Annotated in this window: 25 protein-coding genes and 1 pseudogene; 11 read left to right on the forward strand and 15 right to left on the reverse strand. The window is 71.3% G+C overall.

The features are described 5' to 3' along the window. Positions 1 to 22 precede the first annotated feature (22 nt). From ACFY1J_RS11270 to ACFY1J_RS11285, 4 genes are all read right to left on the reverse strand, one after another. Positions 23 to 544 (reverse strand): copper chaperone PCu(A)C, encoded by a 522-nt coding sequence (locus tag ACFY1J_RS11270; protein ID WP_390731102.1) that lies wholly within the window; start codon positions 542 to 544, stop codon positions 23 to 25. After that, positions 541 to 2,217: a heavy metal translocating P-type ATPase gene (locus ACFY1J_RS11275; protein WP_390731103.1), complete on the reverse strand. Its 1,677-nt coding sequence runs from the start codon at positions 2,215 to 2,217 to the stop codon at positions 541 to 543. The genes ACFY1J_RS11270 and ACFY1J_RS11275 overlap by 4 nt, the downstream gene beginning before the upstream one ends. Further along, positions 2,217 to 2,474 (reverse strand): hypothetical protein, encoded by a 258-nt coding sequence (locus ACFY1J_RS11280; protein ID WP_390706061.1) that lies wholly within the window; start codon positions 2,472 to 2,474, stop codon positions 2,217 to 2,219. The genes ACFY1J_RS11275 and ACFY1J_RS11280 overlap by 1 nt, the downstream gene beginning before the upstream one ends. A gap of 211 nt (positions 2,475 to 2,685) precedes the next feature. Beyond that, on the reverse strand, positions 2,686 to 3,609 hold the full coding sequence (locus ACFY1J_RS11285) for a hypothetical protein (RefSeq protein WP_390731104.1): 924 nt from the start codon (positions 3,607 to 3,609) through the stop codon (positions 2,686 to 2,688). Between the two features lie 356 nt (positions 3,610 to 3,965). Between ACFY1J_RS11285 and ACFY1J_RS11290 the strand changes: the two genes are divergently transcribed. The 3 genes from ACFY1J_RS11290 to ACFY1J_RS11300 all read left to right on the forward strand — a co-directional run bounded on the left by ACFY1J_RS11290 (position 3,966) and on the right by ACFY1J_RS11300 (position 5,951). Then, the gene (locus ACFY1J_RS11290) at positions 3,966 to 4,802 is read left to right on the forward strand and encodes a maleylpyruvate isomerase family mycothiol-dependent enzyme (protein WP_390731105.1); all 837 of its coding nucleotides are present in this window, start codon (positions 3,966 to 3,968) and stop codon (positions 4,800 to 4,802) included. Between the two features lie 211 nt (positions 4,803 to 5,013). Continuing rightward, on the forward strand, positions 5,014 to 5,388 hold the full coding sequence (locus ACFY1J_RS11295) for a hypothetical protein (RefSeq protein WP_390706254.1): 375 nt from the start codon (positions 5,014 to 5,016) through the stop codon (positions 5,386 to 5,388). Between the two features lie 194 nt (positions 5,389 to 5,582). Continuing rightward, positions 5,583 to 5,951, forward strand: coding sequence for an ArsR/SmtB family transcription factor (locus ACFY1J_RS11300; RefSeq protein ID WP_390731106.1), 369 nt, complete (start codon positions 5,583 to 5,585; stop codon positions 5,949 to 5,951). Between the two features lie 9 nt (positions 5,952 to 5,960). Here ACFY1J_RS11300 and ACFY1J_RS11305 read toward each other — a convergent pair whose 3' ends face one another. Together ACFY1J_RS11305 and ACFY1J_RS11310 are read right to left on the reverse strand one after the other, a co-directional pair. Then, on the reverse strand, positions 5,961 to 6,662 hold the full coding sequence (locus ACFY1J_RS11305) for a DNA polymerase beta superfamily protein (protein WP_390706057.1): 702 nt from the start codon (positions 6,660 to 6,662) through the stop codon (positions 5,961 to 5,963). Positions 6,663 to 6,843: 181 nt separating this feature from the next. Then, on the reverse strand, positions 6,844 to 7,371 hold the full coding sequence (locus ACFY1J_RS11310; RefSeq protein WP_390706056.1) for an STM3941 family protein: 528 nt from the start codon (positions 7,369 to 7,371) through the stop codon (positions 6,844 to 6,846). A 144-nt stretch (positions 7,372 to 7,515) separates the two neighbouring features. Here ACFY1J_RS11310 and ACFY1J_RS11315 point away from each other — a divergent pair, with 144 nt between their 5' ends. Then, positions 7,516 to 7,722, forward strand: coding sequence for a twin-arginine translocase TatA/TatE family subunit (locus tag ACFY1J_RS11315; RefSeq protein ID WP_363297924.1), 207 nt, complete (start codon positions 7,516 to 7,518; stop codon positions 7,720 to 7,722). Positions 7,723 to 7,741: 19 nt separating this feature from the next. On the opposite strand, the gene ACFY1J_RS11320 is transcribed toward ACFY1J_RS11315, so the two are convergent. Both ACFY1J_RS11320 and ACFY1J_RS11325 read right to left on the reverse strand, forming a co-directional pair. Continuing rightward, positions 7,742 to 8,941, reverse strand: a complete 1,200-nt coding sequence (locus ACFY1J_RS11320) for an acyltransferase family protein (RefSeq protein ID WP_390731107.1) — start codon at positions 8,939 to 8,941, stop codon at positions 7,742 to 7,744. 261 nt (positions 8,942 to 9,202) lie between these two features. Continuing rightward, positions 9,203 to 10,042 (reverse strand): chitosanase, encoded by an 840-nt coding sequence (locus ACFY1J_RS11325; protein WP_390706054.1) that lies wholly within the window; start codon positions 10,040 to 10,042, stop codon positions 9,203 to 9,205. A 375-nt stretch (positions 10,043 to 10,417) separates the two neighbouring features. Here ACFY1J_RS11325 and ACFY1J_RS11330 point away from each other — a divergent pair, with 375 nt between their 5' ends. Beyond that, the gene (locus tag ACFY1J_RS11330; RefSeq protein ID WP_390706053.1) at positions 10,418 to 11,335 is read left to right on the forward strand and encodes an SGNH/GDSL hydrolase family protein; all 918 of its coding nucleotides are present in this window, start codon (positions 10,418 to 10,420) and stop codon (positions 11,333 to 11,335) included. Positions 11,336 to 11,364: 29 nt separating this feature from the next. On the opposite strand, the gene ACFY1J_RS11335 is transcribed toward ACFY1J_RS11330, so the two are convergent. Both ACFY1J_RS11335 and ACFY1J_RS11340 read right to left on the reverse strand, forming a co-directional pair. After that, positions 11,365 to 12,288, reverse strand: a complete 924-nt coding sequence (locus ACFY1J_RS11335) for a serine hydrolase (RefSeq protein WP_390706052.1) — start codon at positions 12,286 to 12,288, stop codon at positions 11,365 to 11,367. Continuing rightward, positions 12,285 to 13,289, reverse strand: coding sequence for a LysR family transcriptional regulator (locus tag ACFY1J_RS11340; protein WP_390706051.1), 1,005 nt, complete (start codon positions 13,287 to 13,289; stop codon positions 12,285 to 12,287). The genes ACFY1J_RS11335 and ACFY1J_RS11340 overlap by 4 nt, the downstream gene beginning before the upstream one ends. 99 nt (positions 13,290 to 13,388) lie before the next feature. Here ACFY1J_RS11340 and bla point away from each other — a divergent pair, with 99 nt between their 5' ends. Further along, complete coding sequence (bla, locus tag ACFY1J_RS11345; protein ID WP_390706253.1) at positions 13,389 to 14,288, forward strand: class A beta-lactamase; 900 nt, start codon at positions 13,389 to 13,391, stop codon at positions 14,286 to 14,288. A gap of 84 nt (positions 14,289 to 14,372) precedes the next feature. On the opposite strand, the gene ACFY1J_RS11350 is transcribed toward bla, so the two are convergent. From ACFY1J_RS11350 to ACFY1J_RS11360, 3 genes are all read right to left on the reverse strand, one after another. Further along, entirely contained in the window at positions 14,373 to 14,630 is a 258-nt protein-coding gene (locus tag ACFY1J_RS11350) for a hypothetical protein (protein WP_390706050.1), read from the reverse strand. Next, positions 14,617 to 14,931, reverse strand: a complete 315-nt coding sequence (locus tag ACFY1J_RS11355; protein ID WP_390706049.1) for a DUF6400 family protein — start codon at positions 14,929 to 14,931, stop codon at positions 14,617 to 14,619. The genes ACFY1J_RS11350 and ACFY1J_RS11355 overlap by 14 nt, the downstream gene beginning before the upstream one ends. A gap of 102 nt (positions 14,932 to 15,033) precedes the next feature. Next, a complete protein-coding gene (locus ACFY1J_RS11360) occupies positions 15,034 to 16,107 on the reverse strand; it encodes an NAD(+)/NADH kinase (protein ID WP_390706048.1) in 1,074 nt (357 codons plus the stop codon). A gap of 224 nt (positions 16,108 to 16,331) precedes the next feature. On the opposite strand from ACFY1J_RS11360, the gene ACFY1J_RS11365 reads away from it, so the two are divergent. Continuing rightward, positions 16,332 to 18,254 carry a glycoside hydrolase family 5 protein gene (locus ACFY1J_RS11365; RefSeq protein WP_390731108.1) on the forward strand — a complete coding sequence of 641 codons (1,923 nt, stop codon included), beginning with the start codon at positions 16,332 to 16,334 and terminating at the stop codon, positions 18,252 to 18,254. 11 nt (positions 18,255 to 18,265) lie between these two features. On the opposite strand, the gene ACFY1J_RS11370 is transcribed toward ACFY1J_RS11365, so the two are convergent. Both ACFY1J_RS11370 and ACFY1J_RS11375 read right to left on the reverse strand, forming a co-directional pair. Next, positions 18,266 to 19,906, reverse strand: coding sequence for a serine/threonine-protein kinase (locus tag ACFY1J_RS11370; protein ID WP_390731109.1), 1,641 nt, complete (start codon positions 19,904 to 19,906; stop codon positions 18,266 to 18,268). Between the two features lie 20 nt (positions 19,907 to 19,926). After that, complete coding sequence (locus tag ACFY1J_RS11375) at positions 19,927 to 20,934, reverse strand: GlxA family transcriptional regulator (RefSeq protein ID WP_390706045.1); 1,008 nt, start codon at positions 20,932 to 20,934, stop codon at positions 19,927 to 19,929. Between the two features lie 81 nt (positions 20,935 to 21,015). On the opposite strand from ACFY1J_RS11375, the gene ACFY1J_RS11380 reads away from it, so the two are divergent. The 4 genes and pseudogenes from ACFY1J_RS11380 to ACFY1J_RS11395 all read left to right on the forward strand — a co-directional run bounded on the left by ACFY1J_RS11380 (position 21,016) and on the right by ACFY1J_RS11395 (position 25,886). Beyond that, positions 21,016 to 21,699 (forward strand): DUF899 family protein, encoded by a 684-nt coding sequence (locus ACFY1J_RS11380; protein ID WP_390731110.1) that lies wholly within the window; start codon positions 21,016 to 21,018, stop codon positions 21,697 to 21,699. Between the two features lie 161 nt (positions 21,700 to 21,860). After that, positions 21,861 to 23,271 (forward strand): annotated as a pseudogene (locus ACFY1J_RS11385) (hypothetical protein). A 105-nt stretch (positions 23,272 to 23,376) separates the two neighbouring features. Further along, a complete protein-coding gene (locus tag ACFY1J_RS11390) occupies positions 23,377 to 24,654 on the forward strand; it encodes an AAA family ATPase (protein WP_390706042.1) in 1,278 nt (425 codons plus the stop codon). After that, positions 24,651 to 25,886 (forward strand): VWA-like domain-containing protein, encoded by a 1,236-nt coding sequence (locus ACFY1J_RS11395; RefSeq protein ID WP_390731111.1) that lies wholly within the window; start codon positions 24,651 to 24,653, stop codon positions 25,884 to 25,886. Before ACFY1J_RS11390 ends, ACFY1J_RS11395 begins: the two co-directional genes overlap by 4 nt. The last annotated feature ends 95 nt before the right edge of the window (positions 25,887 to 25,981 follow it).

Consider the following 25,981-nt stretch of genomic DNA (forward strand, 5'->3'; position numbering starts at 1 on the left):
GCGCCTCATCCTCGCATCCGGGTCACGAGGCACGCCCGCCGGGCCGGACCACCACGGCGACGGCCCGGACCGTCCCACTGCGCTCGAAGTGCAGGGTGAACGAGACGAGGTCACCCGTCTGCCACCTTGCCCCGGCACGCAGGCTCACGTCCACGCCGTGCCGGGACATGGCCAGTTTCCCGCCCGCCGGGACGGTGGCCGAGGCCGTGTCGGCCTTGTAGGCGGCCCCGCTTCGGGTGGTGCGATGACGGCTGAGGGTGATCTCACCCCGGGCCGCCGGAGACGTCACCCTGACCAGCCGGTCGTCCACGCCGCCGAGGTTGGTGAGGTCGAAGAAGGCGGCGGTCTCCGTACTGTCGCCGTACGGCAGGAAGACCCGCCCGGCCGAGACGGTGATCCGTGCGGGGCTGCCCGCCTTCCCGGCACCGACCCAGATGGTCAGTCCGGCCAGGGCGAGGCCGCACGCGGCGAGCGGAGCGATCGCGGCGAGCAGGGTGTCGGTCAGCCGGCGGCGGGTGGGCCGCCAGGGGTGCTGTTCGGTCAACGGGTGGGCCTCCGGGCGGGTGAGGGCTGCCACGCTCGGAGCCGCAGGCTGTTGCCGACCACCAGCAGCGAGCCGGCCGCCATGGCCGCCGCGGCGAGCATCGGGTCGAGCAGGCCGACCATGGCGAGCGGGAGGGTGACGACGTTGTAGCCGAGGGCCCATACGAGATTGGCGCGGATCGTGCGCAGCGTGCGGCGGGCGAGGCGGATCACGTCCGGGAGGGCGTCGATCTCGCCGCGCGCCAGCGTCACGTCGGCGGCCCGGACGGCGAGGTCGGCGCCGTTGCCCATGGCGATGCCGAGGTCGGCGTCGGCCAGTGCGGCGGCATCGTTCACGCCGTCGCCGACAACCGCGACGCGGTGGCCCTGTTGCTGCAGGTCGCGTACGAGGGCGGCCTTGTCCTCGGGGGTGCGGCGGGAGTGCAGGTCGTCGATGCCCAGCGCCTCGGCGACGGCTCGGGCGGGCACGGGCGCGTCGCCGGTGACGAGCATGGGGCGCACACCAAGACGCCGGAGCCGCTCCACGACCCGGTAACTGCCCGGCCGTATGACGTCGCTGACTTCGAGCAGGGCTTCGGCCACGCCGTCCACGCGAACCAGGACGGGTGTGTGGGCGGAGGCTTCGCCGACCGGCAGGGCGGCAGCGAGGGACGCGGGCAACTCGCCGTCCACGGCAAGGACTTCGACCAGGCGCCCCTCGACCCTGCCGCGCACGCCCCGCCCCGGCAGCGCGCGGAACCCGGTCACGTCCGGCAGCCGCTGCCCGGGCAGCTCGCGGCGGGCGTATGCCAGGACGGCCCGGCCGAGCGGGTGTTCCGAGCCCTGCTCCACTGCTCCGGCCAGCCGCAGCAGCGCGTCACGGCCGAGACCGTCCGGTACGGCGGTGACCCGGACGACACTCATGTGGCCGGACGTGAGCGTGCCGGTCTTGTCGAGGACGACGGTATCGATGTGCCTGAGCGCCTCCAGGGCCTGCGGACCGGTGACCAGTACACCCAGTCGGGCACCCCGGCCGGTGGCCGCCATCACCGCGGTCGGCGTCGCCAGACCGAGAACGCACGGGCAGGCCCCGACCAGAACGGCGACGCACGCGGAGACGGCCACCTGCGGATCGGCTCCGGCGCCGAGCCAGAAGCCGAGTGCCGTGACGGCCAGCGCCGGCACGACAGGCACGAAGACGCCCGCGGCCGAGTCCGCGAGCCGCTGTATCGGCGACCGCAGGGCCGCCTGCGTATCGCCTCGGAGGCGTGCTTCCAGGAAGCGCCCGGTGAGCACGAACAGCGGTACTCCGACGACCGCTTCGAGGTGGACGTAGGGGGTGCCCTGAAACGCGTTGGGCACCAGACTGAAGGGCATCCGCATGCCGGGCTCGCCCGCACCGCCGAGGAAGAGCGCGTACGCCGACCATGCGAAGGAGACCGCCACGCACAGCGACACCAGCGTGTCCATGGTCGCCGACGCATTCCGAAGCCCGCGCACCGCCCGCACATGGAACGGCCACGCGCTCCACACCGCGACCGGCGCGGCCAGCACGAAGCACAGCCACTGCCAGTTGCGGAACTGCAGGCCCGGCACCATGGACAGGACGAGCACCGGCATCGCGAGCAGCGCTGTGACCAACAGCCGCTCCCGGTCCTGCCGTTGCCCACGATCGTCCAGCTGTTCCGCACCCATCAGTGGCTTCCCCCGTGCATGTCCCCCATGTCCATGCCTCCTCCCCCGCCGCCTCCGCCGCCATCGCCCTCGCCTCCACGGCTCGTCCCGGTGCCGTGCATACCGGGGGCGACGGGTCCGACCGAGGCGCCGACGGCGTACGACACCGTGAACAGCAGCGCCAGCAGCACGAGGAACCCGCAGAGGGCGGGCGGAGGCAGCAGCCTGCGCAGCGGCAACGGGCCCTTGCCGAGGGAAGGCTGCCGAGAATCGTCCATCAACCGCGTCTCCAGATCACGTCCGTACCTCCGTACCGCTTCAGGAGTCGGAGCGACCGGCGGCCGAGTTCCGGGGCACGGGTATGGCGCGCGTCACGCGAAGCGCCCGGCCCTCTCTCCGGCCCGAAGGCGCCGGCTCCGCCTCCGGGCCGGTACGGAGGCGGAGCCGGCGGGGTGTGTCAGAGCACGAGGACGATCCCGTGGCCCCGGGTCATGAGCGGCGCGTGCGGCTGGTCATGTAGACCGCTCCGGCTCCGGCGACGATCACCAGGGCGGCGGCGCCGGCGATCAGGCCGACCGGGGCGCTCGCGCCCGTCTCGGCCAGGGGCGGCTTGCTGTCGCTGGGCGACGGCTTCGGGGTGGTGGGCGGTGTCGACTGGAGCGGGGGCACGTCCGGCGTCGTGGGCGGCGTGGTGGAGGGCTTGGGGGTGGTCGGCGGAGTGGTCGCGTGGCTCGGCGGCGTGCTGTGCGCCGGAGTGGTCGGGGTCGCGGGCGTGGACGGGGTCGGCTCGGACGGTGTAGGGGTGGGCGAGTCAGGGGTGCCGGGGGTGCACGCCTTGTCCCCGCCGTTCCACGCGGCTATCAGGTGGTAGGGGGTGATGACGTTGTCCGGCTGGTAGGGAACGGGGCCGTGGCCCTCACCGGTCTTGCCGTCGTACGAGACGTCGTCGCCGTACAGGTCGATCTGGCCGTAGCAGTGGGGCGTCTGCACGGAGAGCTGCTGCCAGGTCCGCTTCGCGTCGTCCGAGCCGGCCACGTCGGCAGCGGTGAGGTAGACGGTGGCCTTGTCGACCAGGGTCTGGTGACCGGAGGTGTACCAGTTCGAGCCCTCGGTGGTGTATTCGGCGAGGGAGACGGGGTACTTGCAGCCGTCGCCCACGGTCTGGCCCGGGGCGAGCCGGACCTCCACGGTTCCAGGAGCGCTGTCCCACTGGTGGAACCCGCCCTGCGAGGTCCAGTCCGCGCCGACGGGCTTTCCGTCGGCGTCGACGATGCGGTACTGGACGGTGGCGGACTGGCAGTCGGCGGCCGTGGTGGCGCTTGCGGCACCGGCCGCGACCAGGGGGACGAGCGCGCCGGTGAAAGCGGTTGCTGCGAGAGCAGCCAGAGTTCTCGATTGATGCGAACGCGACAAGATAAGCCTCTGTGAAGGTGAAGGTGTGGGAGGTGGTGGACCGCGAGCGCCGACACGGGCAGACACCATGAAGGGCGTGGACGACCGAGTCACTCGCGTCACTTCGCTCGCTTCAGGCCCAGCGAAGTAAGCGAATTCTTGCCGCCTTTCACAACTCCCGTCAATTCTTCACCTGTTCGGCACATCGAGTCGCGCAAAGGACCTCTTCGGCGCACCAGGGCGGGCGGGCAGCCGCCCCTGGCCTGCGCCGGGGGCCGCCCCGCGAAGCCGTGCGCCGAGGCTTGTCGCGGGGCGCCGAGTCTGATTGGGTACCCCGGCGCGCGATGGGCGCGGCAGGCAGAACGGGAGCGTGCGGCGTGCGTCCGACGGTACGGCAGGACATCAGGGAGCCCTTGCCCGAAGGGCTCGGGCAGGCGATACGTGAGACCGCAGGAGACATCGCCGCGCTGGTGCGGGGCGTGCCCGACACGACCGTCCCCGTACCGGGATCCGAGTGGACCCTCGGCGAGGCGGCCGCCCATCTGGCACTGGCCAATGAGCTGATGGCCGACCTCGCGGCCGGGCGTGAGCGCCCCTATGGGGACGGAACACCCCAGAGCCTGGCCGCCGCCAATGAACAGTCCCTCGCCACCTACGGGGAGCGCCGGGCGGATCCACTGGCGGCGGTGATCACCGAGCAGGCCGACGCCTTCCTGGCCGCCGTGGCGCGGGCCGCGGCCGACCCGACCGCCTGCGACACTCCGCTCGTCACGCCGCTCGGCCCCCTGACCAGACCCGTTCTCGCGTCCTACCTGCTCACCCACATGCTGGGCCACGGCTACGACCTCGCTCGCGCGGTGAAGCGCCCGCACATGATCGACCCGGACCGTGTCGGGCTGTGCATGCCGTTCATGCTCTCGGTCATGCCGCGCGTGGCCGACGCGGCCGCCACGGCCGGTCTCACCGCCCGCTACACCGTGCGACTCAGGGGCGGCACGGCGTTCGGCGTGACCCTGGCGGACGGCACCGTGCGGGTGACTGCGGAGCCGCAGGAGCGCCCGGACTGCACCATCCTCATCGAGCCCGTCGCCTTCCTGCTCGTCGCGCTGGGCCGGCGCAGCCCGTGGCCGGCCATGGCGCGGGGGCAGATCGTCGCCTGGGGACGCAAGCCCTGGCTCGCGCCACGCTTCCCGAACCTGTTCACCGCGCCCTGACCCCTGGCGTGACGCCGTCGGTCGCCGGTCCGAGTCAATCGAAGTCGATCGTCCCTCGATTCAAGATCAGTCGTCTTATGTGATCTATCAGGCATCGGCCGTCAGTCCCGGAGACGCCCCCATCGGGCTGCATATGCATGTCTACGGTGCAACCACCGGGCGGGACGGCAATGCGCCGCGCCGCCGCAGCCGACAACCAAGGGGAGGCACGATGGCGAATGTCGAAGTGTCCTTAAAGGAGATCATGGCCTCGGTCGAGGGGGCGCTCGGGGCAGCGGTCGTCGACTACACCAGCGGCATGGCGCTGGGCACTCTGGGCGGGAACAAGGACCTCGACCTGAACATCGCCTCGGCGGGCAACACGGATGTCATCCGCGCCAAGGTGCGCACGATGGATCAGTTGGGCCTTAAGGGCGACATTCAGGACATCCTGATCACGCTTGAGGGGCAGTATCACCTGATCCGCCTGGTCAGCGGGCGCAACGGCAATGGGCTGTTCCTCTATCTCGTGCTCGACAAGTCCCGGTCCAATCTGGCCATGGCCCGGCACCAGCTGAAGCGGGTGGAGGAACAGATCGAGGTCTGAGCGGTCGTAGGCCCGGGCACACGCATGCCCAGAACGTGAAGACTTCTTCAAGTCACGAGATCAGCATGACCCCAACTCGTGGATGCGTACGGTCCCGGGCGACAAGGATCGACTCATGAAGCCGGATCGAGCGGCGGCACCTTCGGGTGCCGCCGCATCCTGGCGACCACTCCGACCCGGCAGGGAGCGAACGCGTGCAAGTCCCCCTCTACCAGGCCAAGGCGGAGTTCTTCCGCATGCTCGGTCACCCGGTACGCATCAGGGTCCTGGAGCTGCTGCAGCACGGCCCCGTCCCCGTACGGGATCTGCTGGCGGACATCGAGATCGAACCGTCCAGCCTCTCGCAGCAGTTGGCGGTGCTGAGACGATCGGGGATCGTCGTGTCCACCCGGGAGGGCTCCACGGTCCTCTACGCACTGGCCGGCGGTGACGTCGCCGAACTGCTGGCCGCCGCCCGCCGCATCCTCACCGAACTGCTCGTCGGCCGGAACGAGTTGCTGGCCGCGCTGCAACAGGCTCCCTCGTCCCTACCGCCAACGACCACCACCAGCAGTCACAGGTGACGGCCGAGGTCATCCCCGCGCCGGCGCCTCGGCATACAGGTGGCCCCGTACTCGGCGCAGCCACGCTTCGGCGGCCGCCTCGTCCGGTTGCTCCGGAAGCACGCTGGTCGTCTCGTCGAACGCGGCCTGGTAGGCCCGGAGCACGGGCAGAGCAGCGGACGCGTCGGCGGCCACGCGCTCACCGAAGTCGTGGTACTCCTGCGGGTTCTCAACCCGGATGGTCAGCCGGCCGGTGGCATACAGCTCCAGGCCCTGGTGGCACAGCCGCTTCAGGTGCCGGGCGTGCTTGGCGGTGCGCTTGCGGGTGTCCGCGGAGAACGATCCGTCGCCGCGGGCCTCCAGGCGCCGGAACTGCTGTGTGGCATAGCCGAGATAGGCGTCCCTGACGCGCTTGGCGCACAGCAGCGAGGACCGTATGCCGATCAGCTCGTCCCCGAACGGCGTCCGCACCTCGTACAACTCGTCCGGAAGCCACACCAGTTCCATCGCCGTCGGATTGCCGCCGAGGGCGAGGCGGCACCACTTGGCAGCCTCGTGCAGGGTGCGGTCGGGCTTGGTGGTGACGTGGGACTCCTTCGGCCGGTGCAGACCGTGCAGTTCCGCGGTGGGTACGGCGAAGACGCCGAGGCGGTCGACGTCGGAGCCCTCGTGAGCGAGTCCGTACGCGGTGGAACCGACGATCCCGGACAGGATGACGTTCGGGACGGTCACGGGCGGCCGCCTTCCTGTGCTTGCGCCCTTGTACTTGCGCAGTGAGCCTGGTGCGTGGGCTCCATTGTCTTGACGTGCCGGGCGGCGGTCACCCGGATATTCACCGACGGGCACGCTGACCCATTTGACGCATACACGCCATGTAGCATCAGCGCCCATGTAATCGGCGGGGCTCGTCGTCCTAGCGGCCGATGTTCAACTCGGGGTGGTGATGGCGCATGGTCGCCAGCACCTCGTCCACACCGACCGGGAGCGTGGTCGCGGAGATGGTCGCCGGGCTGTAGCCCAGGCGCAGGTTGGCCTTGCCGGTGACGCGAGCCATGCGTGGTGCGCGCGCGAGGTAGGCGCCGGGGTCGTGGAGGATCAGCTCGATCATGCGCTGGGGCCTTGAACTGACCTTGATCTCCCGGATCCCGACCGCGGCGATCTCCGTCCAGCTGATCGAGCCGAGCATCGCATGGGTCACACCCTCGCCGGTGATGACCAGCTCGGGCCGCCGTCGTACGAGACGGCCGATCGCGACGGCGGCGCACAGACCGAAGAACGGCACGCCCACCGCGCCCGCGAGGACGGCCTTGATGCTGGAATGGCCGAGCAGAGCCCATGCGCACAGCACCACGAACACGATCGAGCCGAGGGCGACGAGCGCGGTGCGACGTATGGAGGACGGGTAGACGGTTCTGGGCGGTTCCGCGGGTTCGTTGGTCACGGGGTCACTCTAGACAGTCGATGAGCGTCGGCTCAGACAGTCGATGACCGCCGGCCGGGGCCGGATTCCCGCGAGGGCTTGTTGAGTGATCGCCTCGCGGGAGACACTTCTACAGCACTGTAGATTGCGGAAGGAAGCAACCTGATGTTCGGCTTGAGCGAGCTGGCCCTGATCCTCCTGGTGGTCGTCGTGGTCCTGGGGATCAAGAAACTCCCCGAGCTGACGCGGTCGGCCGGCAAGGCGGCCCGCATCTTCAAGAGCGAGGCGAGGGCACTGAAGGACGAGGACACCGGCCCGGGGAAGGTCATCCCGGGCACCGTCGTCGACCGCGATGACCCGCCCCGCTCCTGAGCGTGTCGAACTCGTCGGTTCAGTCGCCGGTCTGCTGAGTGTCCTCGGTGCACCTGCTGAGCGGCGCGGGCTTTGCCGCGGCGGGTGGCGTCGGCTGGGGCTTGACGGAGCGGCGCTTGCGGAGGAGCAGTCGCCTCGCGGGGCGCTCCACCGCCTCGTACAGGACCCACGACAGGACGAGGGACACCGTGAACAGGGCGGCGGTGACGGCCAGCCCCGCCGCCACGCCGAAGTGCGGGTACTTGCCGAGCACGCTGGTGGCGGCGCGCAGCACCAGCAGGTGGGCCATGTAGAAGGCGAACGAGAGTTCACCGAGCCGGACCATCCGCCGGCCGCGCCACAGGGAGGGCAGGCCGCGCAGGTCCGCCACGGCGGCCGCCGGGATGAGCAGGGCGAAGCCGGTGAGGGTGCAGGCGGTGGCGGGGTATCCGGCGGTGACCTGAGGGACGAAGAAGTAGCCGATGATGGCGAGGGCCAGGGAGGCTTCCAGGCCGGGGCCGCGCCACCGGCCCAGCAGCACCAGCCTGGCCGAGGCGGCGCCGAGGACGAACTCGGGCAGCCGGGCGGCGGGGAAGGAGCTGATCGGCTGGTCCGCCCAGTGGTGCGCCTCCGCCCAGGCCAGCACGAGGACCGAAAGTGCCGAGATCCCGACCAGAGCCGTCAGCCCCCGGGGGCCGAGGCGGCGCAGCAGGAGTGCCAGCAGCGGGAAGGTGGCGTAGAAGAACGCCTCACAGGCCAGCGACCAGCTGACCGGGTCCAGCGTCTGCCACCACGGGCGCCACCAGGAATGCACCAGCAGGACGTTGGCCAGGGCCTGGGGCAGCGTCGGCTTCGGCTGGCGGGCCAGCGTGTACGCCATCAGCAGCGCGATCGCGGCGGTGGCCAGATGGACCGGGTAGATACGGGCGATGCGGCGCCGCCAGAAGGCGAGCGCGCGGTCGTTCGGCCGCGCGGACCAAGTCAGTACGAACCCGGACAGAACGAAGAAGAACGAGACGCCGACGGCGCCGGCCCCCAGTCCCCATGTCACGATCCGGCCGCCGTCGCCTCCGAAGTAGCCGAAGTTGCGCACATGCAGTCCGAAGACCAGCAGCGCGGCCACCCACCGCAGTCCGGTCAGGGACGGCAGCGAGGGCATCGCGGCGGGTTGAGAAGTCGTGGGGTCGGCTGCGGTGGCGTTGGTGGACGGTGGCCTCGGCACCCTGGTCGCCGTCGTCATCGTGTCACCTGCCGGGGGAGGTTCGTTTGGGGCATGAAAGGGAACGTTGCCCATTCGCCCCCTTTCATTCCGGCGTTTTAACAAACATCACACCTGTGCCGAAGAACATCGTCGACCTCACACGCTCCACGGCGGGGAACACACCCGAATGGCTGACCGAGCGGGGGCCTGGGCAACGCCGCGGAGCAGCGTGAGGCGCCGGGACGGTCCGACTGCGGTCGGGCCGTCCCGGCGCCTCGTGTTGTCCTCGCGCCCCTGCGATCAGCCGATGTGATAACTGTCGCCGTAGACCTTCCAGTCCAGCGGCGTGTTCAGGTCGAAGTTGCCCTTGCGCAGGAAGACGCGCTGCTCGGTGTCGACCCGGCTGGTGTCGCTGTGGGCCTCCTCCTGCTTCATGGCCCACACCCGGGCGTCGAGGAAGGCGTTGAGGTACGTCGTCTCGTTGCCGCCCTGCGCCGGCGGCTTCGCCTGGCGCAGCGCCCGCTTGCGGATGCTGCTGAAGCTGGTGGGGTCGCTGCCGTCGCCGTGCATGACGATGGCGTCGTAGTACGTGAACTGGCCGAGCGCCCGCAGTCCGTCCGCCTTGCCCTGTCGCACCGCGGGGTTGAAGTAGACGCGGTCGCGCTCGTCGTTCTGCGCCTGCTGGAACGCCGAGTCCTGTGCGGCCTTGCGCCAGTCCCTGGGGAAGTTCGGGTCGAGTCCGTCGTGCGAGTCGCTGCCGTTGACGCGGCGCAGTGCCGGCAGGTACTTGGCGAGGACGTTGCCGGGCTTGCGGTCGGTGTAGAGCTGTACGAGGTCGAGCATGTCGCCGGTGCCGGAACAGAAGCCGATGATGCCGGCGGTGTAGCCACGGCCGTCACCTATGTCCTCGATGTACTTGTACTGCGCCTTCCAGTCGAGCGAGGAGTTCTCCGCGCTCGACACGAGCTTCATGGCGATTTCCTTCTTCGCCGGGTCGTCGAGGCCCGGGGCGGCCGCCTGCGCCGCCGTGGCGTGCTGCGCGGCCAGGAAACCGCCGAGGGCCACGGCGCCGGTCAGGGCGACGAAGGTCCGGCGGGAGGGGCCGGACGGGGATGCTGCGTGATCGTCGAGTTGCACCACGGGGGCTCCAACTGGAAGTGGGGGGTGGAAGGTTGTTCCTTCTAGCGTACTGATAGGAAGGTTTCCTATTAGATGCCCCGCCGGAAGCCCTACGGCGGAAGTTCGTAGCATCGAACAAGCCGAAGTCGTGACTCAAGGGGCGAGTCGGCTCGCCCGGACGGCCCGCGCGGCAACACGGCGGGCGGCGAGGAGCGGGAGTGGGCAGCAACCTGAACGCATCGGCGCCCTGTTGCCCTTCGCCCCTGTCCGGTCTGTTACTCGGTTCCGACCTCTGGCCCCCGGGACATACCGAACGGTATACAAGCCTGGTCGAACGCGCGAGAGCCGCTCCTGGTGGCGGCTGCGCGCGAAGTTCCGTGCTCAGGGGGGTCTTCGATGCTGAACGACACGAAGCCGGAAGAAGCGGCCAGACGTCGGCGGTGGCCGGTCGCGGTGGGGGCGGCGCTCGGCGGCTGCACGCTCGTCGCCGCTTCCGCCGTACCGGCCTCCGCGCACGACGCGGGACGCGGCCACGACACGCAGTACGTGTCGCTCGGGGACTCCTACACCTCGGGCCCGCTCATCCCGCAGCAGGTGGACGCCAACTGCGCCCGCTCCGACCACAATTACCCCTCGCTGGTGGCGGCGCAGCGCGGTGTGTCCGCGTTCAAGGACGTGAGCTGCGCCGGTGCGACCACCGAGGAGATGTGGAAGCCGCAGGGCACCAACGGTCCCCAACTCGACGCGGTGCGGCGGGACACCGACCTGGTGACGGTCCAGATCGGCGGCAACGACGTCGGCTTCGGCTCCATCATCCAGGCCTGCGCCCGGCTCGCCGCCCAGGACCTGTCGGGAAACCCCTGCGAGCGCTACTACGCCTCGTCCGGGATCGACCAGTTGACGCTCGACATCGTCCAGACCGCGCCGAAGGTCGACCGTGTGCTGCGCGCCGTGCACGCCAGGGCGCCGCACGCCCGGGTGCTCGTCGTCGGCTACCCGGACCTCCTGCCCGACGACGGCACCGGCTGCTACCCCTCGGTGCCGTTCGCGTCGAAGGACTTCCCCTATCTGCGGGACACCGAGAAGCGCCTGAACGTCATGCTGCGTCTGGTCGCCGCCTGGAACCACGCGGAGTACGTCGACACCTACGCGCCCACGCGCGACCACGACATGTGCAAGGCCCCGGCCGACCGCTGGATCGAACCGCTGCAGCCGGCCTCGCCCGCGGCCCCCGCACACCCCAACGCCAAGGGTGAGCAAGCCATGGCGGGTGCGGTACTGGAACGCCTGGGGAAGGGACGCGGACGCGACTGAGCAGACCGGTGGCCAAAAGGCGACGCGCTTCAGCGGCGTAGCGCCTCGAAGGCCTGCCGTGCGCCGATTCCGATCGCCAGGTCGACGTCCGGCGCCAGCTTGGCCCGGCGGTCGGAGCGGGTGAGCGCGGCCAGCGCCACCCGGTCGCCGGACTCGGCCTCCACGACGCCGATCTCATGCCTGAGGTGGAGGAAGGTTCCGGTCTTGCCGCTCACCCGGAGCGTGTCCGCGCGCAGTTCGCTCGCGAGCCGCTGGGTGAAGACCTGCAGGCCCATGAGTCTGCGCAGTTCGGAGGTGGCGTCGGGATGCGCGATCTTGTCTTGCCACACGCGCTCCAGGAGATCGACGAGCGCCGCCGCGGTGCCTAGGTTGGCGTGGGCCGGATCCAGCGTCTCGATGGAGTGACGCCCCGAGCGGTCGTCACGGATGGCCAGTTCGAGGGCGAGCGAGAAGTCGTTGCCCGCCGCGCCGGCGGCGCATTCGTACATGCGGTTGAGCCGGTGGCGCACCCGGATGCCGGAGCACCCCCAGGTGCGCAGACGGGCATCGACGTCCTCCACCGGCAGGAGGTCCAGCAGCGCGTCGGCAGCGGCGTTGTCGCTCACCGAGAGCATGAGGAAGAGGAGGTCGCCGACGGCCACGGTGGCCGGGTGCCGGAACGCGGCGAGCCCGGTGGCACCGACACTGCTCGCGTCCGGCTCGACGGTCACCGGCCGTGCCGGGTCGAGTTCCCCGCTCGCGATCCGGTCCAGTGCCACGAGGGCCAGCGGGACCTTCACCACCGAGGCCAGGGGCACGGGTTCGTCGACGTCGAAGCCGAGCTGCTCGCCGGTGTCGATGCCGCGGGCGAGGAACGAGCCGTGGACTCCGAGGGCCGCCCAGTCCGCGGCGATCGCCTCGGCGACGTCCAGCAGGGCGCCGTCGCTCGCGACATGGCTCGGGCGGGGGCTCATCCGTGCGCCGCCAGCCGTGCGGAGGCGTCCCGGCGCTGTGTCCCGGGCGGCTGCGCGGCCGGGGTGTTCCGCGCGGCTCCGACGGCGGCCGCCAGCAACGTGACCAGCCAGTCCGGCACGCTCGTCACGCCCTCCTGACGCCGTGTGGTGCCGAAGTCGTATCCCCGGTGCAGCAACGCGTCGGCGAGCGGCGCCCAACTCGCCCCGTGCAGCCGCGCGTAGGGCTCCGCGCAGAGCAGGGTCACCCGGCCGGCCAGGGTCTCGGCCGGCGCCGTCGCCGTGGGGCCGGCCGGACGGATCAGACCCTCGGGCAGCCCGGCCCGCGCGGCCGCCCGGGTCAGCCGGTCCTGCGCGTAGGGGACCTGGTCCTCCACCATGGTGAGGATCGGAACCGCGGCCGGCCGCCGGAGTCGGCCGCGTGCGGGCCGCAGGTCCTCGAGGTGGACCGCACGCGGACGAGGCCGCTGCCCGCCGCCCTCGACCGGTCCGGTGCGGGTACCGTCCGGCCCGTCGGGCGGCGCGGAGGCCAGACCGAGGGGCACGCGGAGCGCGGCGTGCTCCGGGGGCACGCGCAGCAGTGCGTACGTCAGCGATCCGTCGGCCAGACCCACCAGCCGCTCCCGCGGCGGCAGTTCGTGCACGCGCAGCGTGGTGCCGTGCTCGGCGCCCGCCCGCATGACGCGCGCCAGGGCCGCCGGACCGCAGTCCGCAGGCACTCCGACCGCGCCTGCCGCCGCCTCACGGGCCGACCGCGCGACATGCCGCAGCCGCTGGGCCCGGTCCAGCACGTCCTGGGCGTACGGCAGCAGCAGTACGCCGAACTCGGTGGTCGTGATCCGACGCCGTGAACGGTCGAACAGCGAGCCGCCGAAGTGCGCCTCCAGCGTCTTGATACGCCGGCTGAGGAGCGGCTGGGCGATCCCGAGCCGGTCGGCCGCGCGCGAGAAGCTCGACTCGTCGACGACCGCGACGTAGGCCTCAAGGTGTGCGAGCAGGTCCATCCAGCAGTCATATCAATTGGTTATGGTGCGTTCAAAGTTCACTCTTGGACATGAGTGGGGTTCTGCTGTTTACCTCTGCACATGACCACTTCCGCATCCATGCCGCGCCGCGGCCTGTTCAAGGCCGGCCTCGCCGCCTCCGCCGCCGTACTCACCCCTGTTGTCACGACGTCGTCGGCCTCGGCGCGGACGTCGCCCCAACTGCGCAGTGCCGAAGGCGAGTTGCGTGACCTCGAACGGCGGTACGCCGCTCGCCTCGGCGTGTACGCCCGTAACGTCCGCACCGGGCAGGTGGTTTCCCATCGGGCGCGGGAGCGCTTCGCGATGTGCTCGACGTTCAAGGCGGTCGCCGCCGCGGCGGTCCTGCGCGCTCATGGCCACTGCTCACCGCTGGACAAGGTGATCCACTACCCGCCCGCGGACCTCCTGCCGAACTCCCCGAGGACCGAGGCGCACGTCGAAACCGGCATGTCGGTGGCCGACCTGTGCGCGGCCGCGATCCAGTACAGCGACAACACGGCGGGAAACCTGCTGCTGCGCGAGATCGGCGGGCCGGCCGGGCTCACCGGGTTCTTCCGTTCGATCGGCGACCGGGTGAGCCGCCTCGACCGCTGGGAGACCGACCTGAACACGGCCGTGCCCGGTGATCTACGCGACACCACCACACCGGCGGCGATCGGCGGATGCATCGAACGACTGACGCTGGGCCGGGCCCTGGCCGACGGCGATCGCGAGCGACTGGTCACCTGGATGAAGGGCAACACCACCAGCGGCGGGCGGTTCCGCGCGGGCCTGCCCGGCGGCTGGGTCGTCGCGGACAAGACAGGCACCGGTGACTATGCGACTGCGAACGACATCGGCGTCGCCTGGACCACGCGGCGCACACCGGTCGTACTGGCCGTGCTGTCGTCGAAGTCCAATCGGGACGCGCCCGTGGACAACGCACTGATCGAGTCCGCGGCCCGGATTCTCGCGCACGCGCTCGCGCCGGGAGAGTGAGGCGGTCACTGCCGGATGCGCTTGCGGGAGGGGACCGCCCGGTCGCCGTACGTAACACCGAGTCCTACGTGGCGCGACTGCCGATCATTGTCGGCGCAGGCCGCTGGTGATGCGCTCCCAGCGGGAGCGGGTCGCGCCGAAGCCGGTCTCGTGCTCCCAGATGTGGCCGCACGACGGACACTGCAGATGGAGCAGGCTGCCGGTGTTACGGAGCAGATACCGCCAGTGCTCGGAGCAGGTGCGGCGCTGCTCGCAGGTGTCGCACCCCTGGCTGTCGTCGCAGTTCGGGCAGCTCACCCAGGCGCGGCGCCCGATGTCGGCCTGCGGGTCAAGCGGCAGCACTGCCGTCTCCCCTCCTCGGCAGCACACCGGCCGCGACCAGGTCGTCGTAGATCTGTCGCTGCTCCTCGCTGAGGCCGGAGTACAGCAGGTCGTAGGCCGCCTCCTCGTCCTGGAGCACGGCGACGGGATCCCAGTCGGGGCCGAGGGCGTCCAGGACATGGGCCCGCCGCAGCACCTCGTGGGCGCCGAGGTCGACGGAGAAGTCGACCGGCGCGGAGGTGTCCGGTCGTCCGGCGCCGTTCCCGCGCACCGCGTCGGGTTCGTCCGGATCGACAGGATGGGCGGGGCCATGGGAGGACATGTCACCGAACCTAGGTAGGCCCCCTGGCCTGCGGCAAGGGCAGGTGGGGGAAGTCACAGCCCGTCCTCCGGGCCGTGGGGCGTACCTAGCCGTGGGCCGTACCTAGGGAACCCGGGACGGATCGTCCGGTCCCCTCAGGAATTCGAGGTGGGCGAGGTCGCCGGGCGGAGGGGTGGTGACCGACCACAGCGGAGCGGCGGTCCCGTCGGCCACGGCGGCCGGGGCGTCGGTCAGGTTCATCCGCTCGCGCAGACGGCCGTAGAAGTCCATGGGCCCGAGCCGTACGGCCCGCAGTCTCTGCGGCGCGGCGTACACCCCGATCCAGTCCCCCGGATCGAGCACGCCACGCACCTGGCCGTCCACACTGACCGCCGCCCGGCCGGAGCGTTCGAGCACACGCAGTCCGATGGGCTCGTCGGGGGCCGTGACGACCGACCGGTTGAAGGTCATGTGCGGAGCGACCGGTGTGAAGACCAGCGCCTCCGAGCGGGGCGACACGACCGGGCCGCCGGCGGCGAAGCTGTAGGCGGTCGAGCCCGTGGGTGTGGCGACCAGCAGCGCGTCGGCGGAGTAGGACGCGAGGAGCCTGCCGGAGATGTAGACGCCGACCGAGACCTGCCGGTCCCGCGACAGCTTCTCGACGACGACGTCGTTGAGCGCCGTGACATGAAGGGGGATGCCCCAGTCCCTGTCGGCCTCGCACTCGGGGCGCACACTCGGTGGCGGCAGCAGCGGGCCGCGGCCGTACTGCAACAGACCCTCCACGTCCGAGGGCACTTCGAGGCGGCACGACGCGCGCATCGTGAGCAGCATGCGCTTCTCGACCTGGTGCCGCCCCTCCCGGACGGCGTCCAGAGCCGAACGCACCGCTGCCACGGGGGCCTCCGTGAGGAAGCCCACCCGTCCCAGGTCGAAGCCCAGAACCAGGGAGTCGTTGGCGGCGGCCAGCCGGGCGCCGCGCAGGAACGTGCCGTCGCCCCCCAGCGTGACGATGAGGTCCGGGTCGCCCGCGGCGTCGAGTTCGTCACGCGTACTGTGCCTGCCGCCGTCGCGCCACACGTCGATGTCCGTACACGGCACGTCGTGCTCGGCACACCACGCGCGTACGATCCGTGCGGCCTCCACGGCTTCCGGACGCCCGCTGTGGACGACCAGGCCGAGCCGATTCACCGTCATATCTGCCTCCAGACAACCCAGCGGAACGGCCAGTAATCCTCACTGGAAGCAGGTGTGCCGCGGTGAGTGCCACGCCGCTGGGGGCGGGAGTCTCACGAGCATGCGCTCCCGTACCCACCGGGGAACAGCATGTCGAGGGCAACCGACGTCGACCCGAACCGCTTTCCATCCCTACGCTGGTGGCGACTCGTCAGTCTCCCCACCACCCGCCCGCAGAGGACCGGATGCCGACCTTCAGACTTGTCCAGTACCTGACAGCAACCGTCACGGTGCTCACTCTCCTCGCCACCGCCCCGACGGCCCTCGCCGCCACCCCGGAGCCGGCCGCCGCCGGGACCGCCTCCCAAGCCTCGATCCCGGCGGCCGACACCTGGCAGCCGCCGCTCTCCACCCGAGGCCGCTACATCGTCGACGCCCAGGGCAACCGCTTCCGGCTGCGGTCGGCCAACTGGGACGGCGCCCAGGGCTCCTGGACCGGAAGCGGCAGCGTCACCGATCCGGCCAACCACCACGCAGGCCAGAACTCCTACGGCATACCCCTCGGCCTGGACCGCGCCCCCCTGTCCGCGCTGCTCGCCGACTTCCACGCGCTCGGCATCAACAGCATCCGGCTGCCGTTCTCCAACGAGATGATCCATTCGACGACGCCCGTCCCGGACGCCGCCGTCACGGCCAATGCGCAGCTGCGCGGCAGGACACCGCTGCAGGTGTACGACGCCGTCGTGACCGCCCTCACCCAGGACGGGTTCGCGGTCGTCCTCAACAACCACACCAACACGTCCCGTTGGTGCTGCGGCATCGACGGCAACGAGCGTTGGAACAGCAGTCAGTCCACCCAGCAGTGGGCCGACGACTGGGTCTTCATGGCCCACCGGTATGCCGCCAACTCCCGTGTCGTGGGCGCGGATCTCTACAACGAAGTACGCCGTGACGTCTGGGACGACCCCAACTGGGGTTCGGGCGACGGGCACGACTGGTTCGCCGCGGCCCAACTCGCCGCGGACCGCATCCTCACCGAGGGCAACCCGAACCTGCTCATCGTCGTCGAAGGCATCAACTGGACCGGTGTGCCCGTAGACGGGCTGCCGCACGACCGCCCGACCCTCACACCCGTGCGCACGCTCTCGCACACCCTCGTGGACACCCACAAGCTGGTCTACTCCGCCCACTTCTACGGCTACACCGGCCCCCGGCACAGCGGCGCGACCGGAATCGGCGAGACCCACGATGCCCGCTACCAGGACCTGACCCGCGACCAGCTGTACCAAGTCCTCGCCGATCAGGCCTTCTTCGTCACCACCGAGGGGCAGCACTACACCGCGCCCGTGTGGATCAGCGAGTTCGGGATCGGAGCCGGTGAGACGGGCACCGCGGCCCGCACCTGGTTCGGCAACATCACCGACTACTTCGCCGACCACGACACCGACTTCGCCTACTGGCCCCTGGTCGGCTGGGAGGGCCACGACGACTGGGCCCTGCTGCGCTACGACAGCGCGGGGCGCCGGTACGGCATCCTCGACCAGGGCGACTGGCGCGGCACCGCCTGGAACCATCTGATGACCTCGGCTTCCCGCACCGGGTACATCGCCCCCACCGCCACCTGGCGCATGCTCACCACCGACCACGGCGACCAGGTGCAGTCCCTGCGCGTGCGGGCCGGCGGCGACTGGGACTCCGGGGCCTACAAGGCCGCGTGCCCCGACGGCCTCCGGCTCATCGGCCTCAGTCACACCGCCGGCCGCGGTTTGTGCACCGACGCGACCGCCGGTGACCTGCGCGCCTCGGGCAACGCCCAGACGGTCGTCACCGACGAACGGTACGTGCCCGCGGGCGGCGACTGGGCCGGCGGCTACACCAAACTCCAGTGCCCGGCCGGGCAGTTCGTCATCGGCTACAGCCGGCGCGGTGAGCGTGTGTCGGCGGCCCTGTGCGCACCCGCCGGCACTGCGCTGGGCCGCACGGGTCGTACGGTCTGGTTCGATCGTTCCGACAACCGCCCCTCCGATGCCGCAGGCGGCGACTTCGCCTACGGCAACTACAAGGGCCAGTGCGCCGCCGACGAGTACACCGCAGGCATCGCCTTCACCACCCGCTTCGGCAGCTCCCAGGGCCCGGCCGCCCTGCTGTGCTCGCCGCTGCGGTCGTAGCTGTGCGGTAGTCAGCCGTCGTAGGGCATCGTCCTGGTCACTTTGCCCTGCGGCGAGGCTTCCAGGTAGCCGCCCTGGTTGTAGTCGTTGCTGATGTAGACCGCCATGGCCGCCTGGGTGTCGGTCAGCGTGTTCGGCTGACGGAGGAGCAGATAGCGGGTCGTCGGCTTGTCGACGTTCAGCTTCTTCACCGCTTGGGCGAGCAGGGACGGAAGGGCGTCCCAGTTGAAGTTCGTCAGGCTGACCGGCTGGTCGCCGCCCATCAGGGAGCCGCTGATGATGCCCTTCTCCACGCCCCCGTCGGTGCGGTAGGTGTACGTGTCGTACTGGGTCCGGCTGCCGGAGACCATGACCTCCGCGGAGACGTATTCGGGGTAGACGGTGAGGTCACCGTAGGAGTGGCGGCCCGTCTCGTCCTCTATGGCCTTCAGCGCGGTGCGGATGCCGTCGGGGGTGAGCAAGTCCTTCGACTTGCCGGGTGTCTGGTGTTCCGCCGGGCTCGTCGTCGACGCGGTCGCATGGGAGGTGGCTCCGGCCGGCGTGCCCGTGACGCGGGGAGAGTCCGAGGCGTCGTCGTGGTTGCCATCGGCCAGCTGCCCCCGTATCAGGCTGCCGGCCACGATCGCGGCGACGACCGAACCGACGATGACGACGCTCCGTATCCGCCGCTGCCGCTTGAGGGTCTTCTCGGCCGGGGAAAGTGCGACATCCGCCGTGGTCATACCCGGAGGGGGCCCAAAGGTCGCCGGACCGTACGGCGGAGTCGGCGTCGGCGGTGCGAGCGGGTACGAGGTGGGTGCCTGCTCGGGGGCGGGTCGGGCCGCGGCGGCGAGCATACGCTCGACGGTCTCGCCGTCCGGCCTTGCCGCGGGGTCGCGCACCAAGAGGGCGTTGAGTACGGCGGTCAGGGGGCCGGCGTGAGTGGGAGGCGGTACGTCGTCGTAGAGCACGGCGGCCAGCGTGGCCAGTGTCGTGGCCTTGCGCAGCGGATGATGGCCCTCGACCGCCACGTACAGCATCATCGCCAGGGACCACAGGTCCGCCTCGGGGCCGCCCGGTTGGCCCGAGATGCGCTCGGGCGCCATGTAGTCGGGGGTGCCGATCAGTGCCCCGGTGGCCGTGAGCGTGGTCGACTCGCGCACCGCGGCGATGCCGAAGTCGGTGAGGACCGGGCGGCCGTCGCGGCGCAGCAGGACGTTGGCGGGCTTCACGTCGCGGTGCTGGACGCCGGCGGCGTGCGCAGCGCGCAGCGCCGACAGGACGCCCTGGCCGATGCGGGCCGCCTCCGCGGGGGCCATGGCGCCTTGGTCGAGCCGGTCGGCGAGCGAGCCGCCCTCGACCAGTTCCATGACGATCCAGGGGTACGAGTCCCCGCCGCCGTCGACGATGTGGTGGATGGTCACGACGTTCGGGTGCTCGACCCTGGCGAGCGCACGGGCCTCGCGCAGGACCCGCTCCCGCAGCATCCGCGCGGCCTGCGGGTCGTACTCGGCGAGACCGGGATCCTGTGGCCGTACTTCCTTGACGGCCACGCTGCGGTGCAGCAGCAGGTCGTGGGCGCGCCACACCGTGCCCATGCCGCCGCCACCGAGCCTGACCTGCAGTTCGAAGCGGCCGTCGACGATCCGTCTGCCGCTGTCCCCCTCACTCATGCCGAGGAGAATAGCCCGCGTCACGCCGCCTTTGACGCAACCCGGAACGTGCGCCGGTACGCGGTGGGCGTGACACCGAGCGCCGCCTGCAGATGCTGGCGCATCGACTGGGCGGTGCCGAAGCCCGCGTCCCGGGCCACCTGGTCGACGGAGAGGTCGCTGGACTCCAGCAGATGCCGGGCGCGTTCGACGCGCTGCTGGGTGAGCCACTGGCCGGGGCTGACGCCGACCTCCTCACGGAAGCGGCGGGTGAAGGTGCGTACGGACATGGACTCCTGCTCGGCCATGTCCCGCAGCTGGATCGGCTTGTGGAGCCGGCCCAGCGCCCAGGCGCGGGCGGCCGTCGTGGTGGCCAGTTGCGGGTCCGGCACCGGGCGGTGGATGTACTGCGCCTGACCGCCGTCACGGTGGGGCGGTACGACCGTGCGGCGGGCGACGTCGTTGGCGACGGCGGTGCCGTGGTCGCGGCGCACGATGTGCAGGCACAGATCGATGCCGGCGGCGACCCCCGCGGAGGTCAGGACGTCGCCGTCGTCGATGAACAGGACGTCGGCGTCCACTTTCACCTGCGGGAACATCCGCTGGAAGCGGTCGGCGTCCGCCCAGTGCGTGGTCGCCGGGCGGCCGTCGAGGTAGCCGGCCGCCGCGAGGACGTACCCGCCGGTGCAGATCGCGGCGAGCCGGGTGCCGGGACGGATGTGGGCGAGCGCGGCGGCCAGCTCGGCGGTCAGAACGCCCTCGTCGAAGACCGGCCCCAGCTCGTACGAGGCCGGGACGACGACTGTGTCGGCCGTGGCCAGGACCTCCGGGCCGTGCCCGACCTGGATGGCGAAGTCGGCGTCGGTCTGGACCGGGCCGGGCGGCCGGATGGAGCAGGTGATCACCTCGTACAGGTGGCGCCCCCGCGCGTCCTTGGGGCGCCCGAAGATCCGGTGCGGGATGCCCAGCTCGAAGGGGAGCAGGCCGTCGAGGGCGAGGACCACGACGCGATGCGGACGGAAGCCGGAGGCACGGTCGCTGCTGCGCATGGCCCGATCCTATCGGATGGCGCCGATCGCGCCAGGTAGGCTGGGATGACCCTGGGGGGCCGGCCATTCCAGGAGGAAGCGATGTTGCGGCAGACCCGACTGTCCGGCGAGTCCGACGACTATCTCGCCGCCCGCGAGGAACTCCGCCGGGCCGAGATCGACCTCATGCGTCAACGCGAGGAGGTCGCGGCCCGACGGCGGGCACTCCCCCAGGGGCCGGCCGTCGACGATTACGTCTTCCTCGAAGGCCCGGCCGATCTCGACGCGGGCGACACTCCTGTCCGCGAGGTCACGTTGAGCGGGTTGTTCACCTCCCCGGACCGGCCGCTGATCGTCTACCACCTCATGTACGGCAAGCTGCAGACCGAGCCGTGCCCGATGTGCACCCTGTGGATCGACGGCTTCAGCGGCGTCGCCCACCATGTGACCCAGAACGCCGACTTCGCCATCGCCGCGGCCGCCGACCTGCCCGCCCTCCGCCGCCACGCCCGCAACCGCGGCTGGTCCCGGCTACGCCTGCTGAGCTGCGGGGACAGCACCTTCAAGTACGACCTCGGCAGCGAGGACGAGGACGGTGCGCAGGACTCCACCATCTCCGTCTTCACACGCGACGACGACGGCACGGTCCGGCACCGCTACTCCGCCCATCCGCGCATGGCCGAGGACATCGCCGAGCGCGGCATCGATCTGCTCGCCCCTGTCTGGCACCTCCTCGATCTGACACCGGCCGGACGCGGCGACTGGTACCCGCAACTGTCCTATTGACTCAGGTTCGCAGGCCGGGGCGGGGTCGCCGTGGTTCCCGGCCCTGTCGTCCCCGCGCGCACAACGCGCCTGACAGATCGCCATGGCGGCGCTATGCTCGCCGCGATGACCACTCACTCTGTTGACAGATCGGGGGTCCCGTCCGCACAAGGTGAGTGCTGATGCTCACCCGAACCGCGAACGGGGATTCCCGTACTTCCTTCTGGCTGCGCGTGCGCGAGTTCGCCGTGCCGCCCACCATGATCGAGACCGCGACCGCCCGCCGCCAGGCCGGGGACTGGGCCGGGGCCTGTGCCGCCGCGGGCATGCATCGACGTCGATCTCAACCTGCGTTCCGTGTCACGCTCGCACGGCCGGGAGCTCATGGCCCGACTCCGGGCCGATCTAAGGCATCTGGCGCCGGACCTGTTGCGCTGGCACATGCCGAGGATCGCTCCCGACGGGCTGCTGCGCCCCGGCCTGACCGTCGCGCTGGCCCGGTACGACACGGCGGGGCGTGACGGCCCGTACCCGGTGCATCTCGTGGCCCGTACTCCCCCGGCCTGGGCGGATGCCGGGCAGCGGATCAGCCTCGCACTGTGGGACGGGTCCCACAGTGAGCCGAGCGCCCGCCGCCATCCGCACCCCCATCCCAGCGCACGGTTCCGCCTCGACCTGCACCGCCATCTGTGGGACGCGCGCAGAACCGATGAGTTGAGAGTGCGGTCCGGGCTCGAAGGGCTGCCCGCGGACGGTTCTCCCGGCGGGGACCCCGATCTGCTGGGGATGCTGCCGCAGGACCGCAGTTGTGCCGTCCACCGGTGGGCGGCCGAGGCGGGAATCCTGCTGCACGACGAGGGGCGTCCGGCCGACTGCGGCGTGACCGTACGACTGGGCGGCCGGCATCGGCTGACCCTGGACCTGGTCGCGGACGGGTGCGGCGTCGGACCGCCCGGTCTGCGGATCGCGGCGGCGTCCAGGCATGGCGGTGACTCCGGGCTGCCGGTGCTGCCCGACGCGGCGACCTGGGTGCCACCCGACCTCGAACTGCTCCGCGCGGGTCTGATCGAGGTCGATCAGCTGCACCCGCTGGTCGGCTCGGCACTGGTACCGGGCCGTTCACCGGTTCGTCCGCCCCGTGGCGCTGACCCGGCCGGACAGCCGCGCATCGTGGAGTGCCGGGGAGCCCGGCACCGGATCGGTCTGGTCGACGGAGTCCTGGCCGCGTTGGACCACGATCCCGCCGAGGTCCGGCGGGAGGAGCTGCTGGCCGCGCTGACCGGTACTCCGCTCCCCTGTCTGCGGGCCGTCGACGAGGCGCACCGTCATCCGGACTGTCTCACGGGTGTGCGTGAACGCCTGGACCACGGTGACACCGCCGGCGCGCTGGCCGTCGTCGAGGGGCTGCTGGGCCCCGACGCGGTGCTGCGCAGTGGCGCGCTGCGTGACGAACTGGAGGCGGCCGCACAACGGCGGATCAGCTACGGGCTGTTCAGGGCCGGCCTGATCGGACCGGGGCCCGACCGCCTCCGCCCGCAAGGGCGCCGTCCCGGTGGCCGCCGCGCGCACCCGCGCCACGCCATCGCTCGCTGACCCCGCACGCCGCCACTCCCGACCCGGGGGAGGCCGGACTCCGGATTCCGGACTCCGGCCTCCCCTCACCCACACGTCTCACCACACACCCAAAGGTGATCAAACATGCCTGCATACAGCCCGTTCGCCATGGCCGACTCCCACTCCGGCTCGCTCTCCGACCCGGTCGGCGCCTCCCAACTCGACGTCGCCGGCGACTTGTTGGCACTGCTGCGGGACACCACGACCGAACCGCGCCCCGACACCCAGCTGGAGGCCCTGACGCTGGCCGTGGCCGCCGACCTGCCCGTGCTGCTGTGGGGTGAGCCGGGCATCGGCAAGACCGCCGCCCTGACCCAGCTCGCCGAGGCCCTGGACCTGCCGCTGACCACGGTGATCGCCAGCGTGCACGAGCCGTCCGACTTCTCGGGGCTGCCCATCGTCGGGGACGACCCCGCCGAACAGGGTGTACCGATGGCCCCGCCGGACTGGGCGGTACGACTGGTACGGGCCGGCCGGGGGCTGCTGTTCCTGGACGAGCTGTCCACCGCGCCGCCGGCCGTTCAGGCCGCCCTGCTGCGTCTCGTGCTCGAACGCCGGATCGGCGCCCTGCGACTGCCGCCCGGGGTCCGGATCGTGGCCGCGGCCAATCCGCGGTCCTCGGCGGCCGACGGCTGGGAGCTGAGCCCGCCGCTGGCCAACCGGTTCGTGCATCTGCAGTGGACCCACGACCATGAGGTCGTGGTGCGCGGCCTCGGCGGGACCTGGCCCCGGGCGACCCTGCCCCGGCTCGATCCGCGGAGGCTGCCCGAGGCCGTCGACCTGGCCCGCCGTGCGGTGTGCGGGCTCCTGTCCACCCGGCCCGCTCTTGTGCACCGGCTGCCCAGCAGTGAGACGCGCCGGGGCGGCGCATGGCCGTCGCCCCGCAGCTGGGACATGACGGTGTGCCTGATCGCCTTCGCGACCGCGGCAGGCTCCTCCAGAGAGGTGCTCTCGCTGCTGGTCAGGGGCACGGTGGGGGACGGTCCGGGGCTGGAGCTGCTGGCCTGTCTGGACCGGATGGACCTGCCGGATCCCGAGGTCCTGCTCGCCGACCCGGCGGGTGCCGAACTGCCCGAGCGCGGGGACCGGCGCCAGGCCGCACTCGAAGGTGTGGTGGAGGCGGTCCGCAACCGCCCGGAGAAGTCCCGCTGGGACGCGGCGTGGGCCCTGCTGGTCCAGGCGCTGGAGACGGGAGCCCCGGACCTGGTGGTCGTCCCCGCGACCACCCTCGCCTCGCTGCGGCAGGAGGACTGGGACGTACCGGAATCGATCGAGCGGCTCGCCTCAGTGGTGTCGCTGTCGCGGCGTGCGGACCACGCCACGGCCCGGGCCGCCGCGCTCACCTCGGAGGGGGGCCGATGACGACGGACGCGCCGGGGACACTGGACTTCGACAAGCTCTTCGCCGCCCGGCTGCACGCCGTCCGGGTCCGGCCCTACCTGGCGACGGCGCTGTTCGCCCTGCACCCCGTCGAGTCGCGGCAGGTGCCGACGATGGCCGTCGACCGGTACTGGCGGTGCTATGTCTCGCCGGTGTTCGTGGACCGGATGCCGGTGGAGGAACTGGCCGGGGTCTGGGTGCACGAGGTGTCACATCTGCTGCGCGACCACCACGGGCGCAGTGACAGGGTCGCCCGGCAGCGCGGGCTGACCGGTCCTGGGGAACGGCTGCGGATGAACATCGCCGCGGATCTGGAGATCAACGACGATGTGTTCGGTCATGGGCTGGTCCGGCCCGAGGGCGCTGTCCGACCGGAGTCGATGGGGCTGCCCGAAGGGGAGCTCATGGAGGACTATCTGCGTCTGTTCCGGCTCGGGCCGTGGCTGGAGAACCTGTCCTGGCTGGACTGCGGCAGCGGTGCCGACGGGCTGGACCGGGAGTGGGACCTGGGTCCGGACGGCGCGCACGGGCTCAGCGAGCAGGAGCGGGACGGCGTCCGGTTCCGGGTGGCGCAGGGCATCAACGGCCGTCCCGGGAACGCCCCGAAGGGGTGGCGGCGCTGGGCGGAGGAGGCCTTCCATCCGCCGCAGCCGTGGCGGGAGTTGCTGGGTGCCGCGGTCCGTTCGGCGGCATCCGGCTCCGGCGCGGGCGAGGACTACTCGTACGGCCGGCTGTCACGGCGCTCGGCCTCGGTGCCCGGCACGGTGCTCCCGAGCCTGAGGCGCATGCCGCCCCGGGTCTGTGTGGTCATCGACACGTCCGGGTCGGTCAGCGACGCCGAACTGGGCAGTGCGCTCCTGGAGGTCACCGCGATCTCCCGTGCCGTGGGCGGCCGCCGTGACCTGGTCACCGTGTTGCCGTGCGACGCGTCGGCCCGGATCGTGCACCCGCTGTGCCGTGGTGAGGGCATACCGCTGATGGGCGGTGGCGGCACGGATCTGCGCACGGGCTTCGCCCGGGCCCTGCGCACCCGGCCACGGCCGGATGTCATCGTGGCCCTCACCGACGGACAGACCCCGTGGCCGGCCACACGTCCACCGTGCCGGACCGTGGTGGGTCTGTTCCCTCGCACCCGGCCGTCGTGGGACCAGGACGATCCCGACTACGTGCCGGACCGACCACCCGCGTGGGCACGGGTGGTCGACATCGGGTGAGTTCACGACGGCCCAGGTCCTGTCGTCAAATTCGCGTCGTCCGCCCGAAGGGCGGGCCCCGCGGCGTCATGGGGGTCCCCCTGCTCGAAGAGCTT

This window comes from Streptomyces sp. NPDC001406 (assembly GCF_042895285.1).
In the GTDB taxonomy this organism is placed as follows: Bacteria; Actinomycetota; Actinomycetes; order Streptomycetales; family Streptomycetaceae; genus Streptomyces.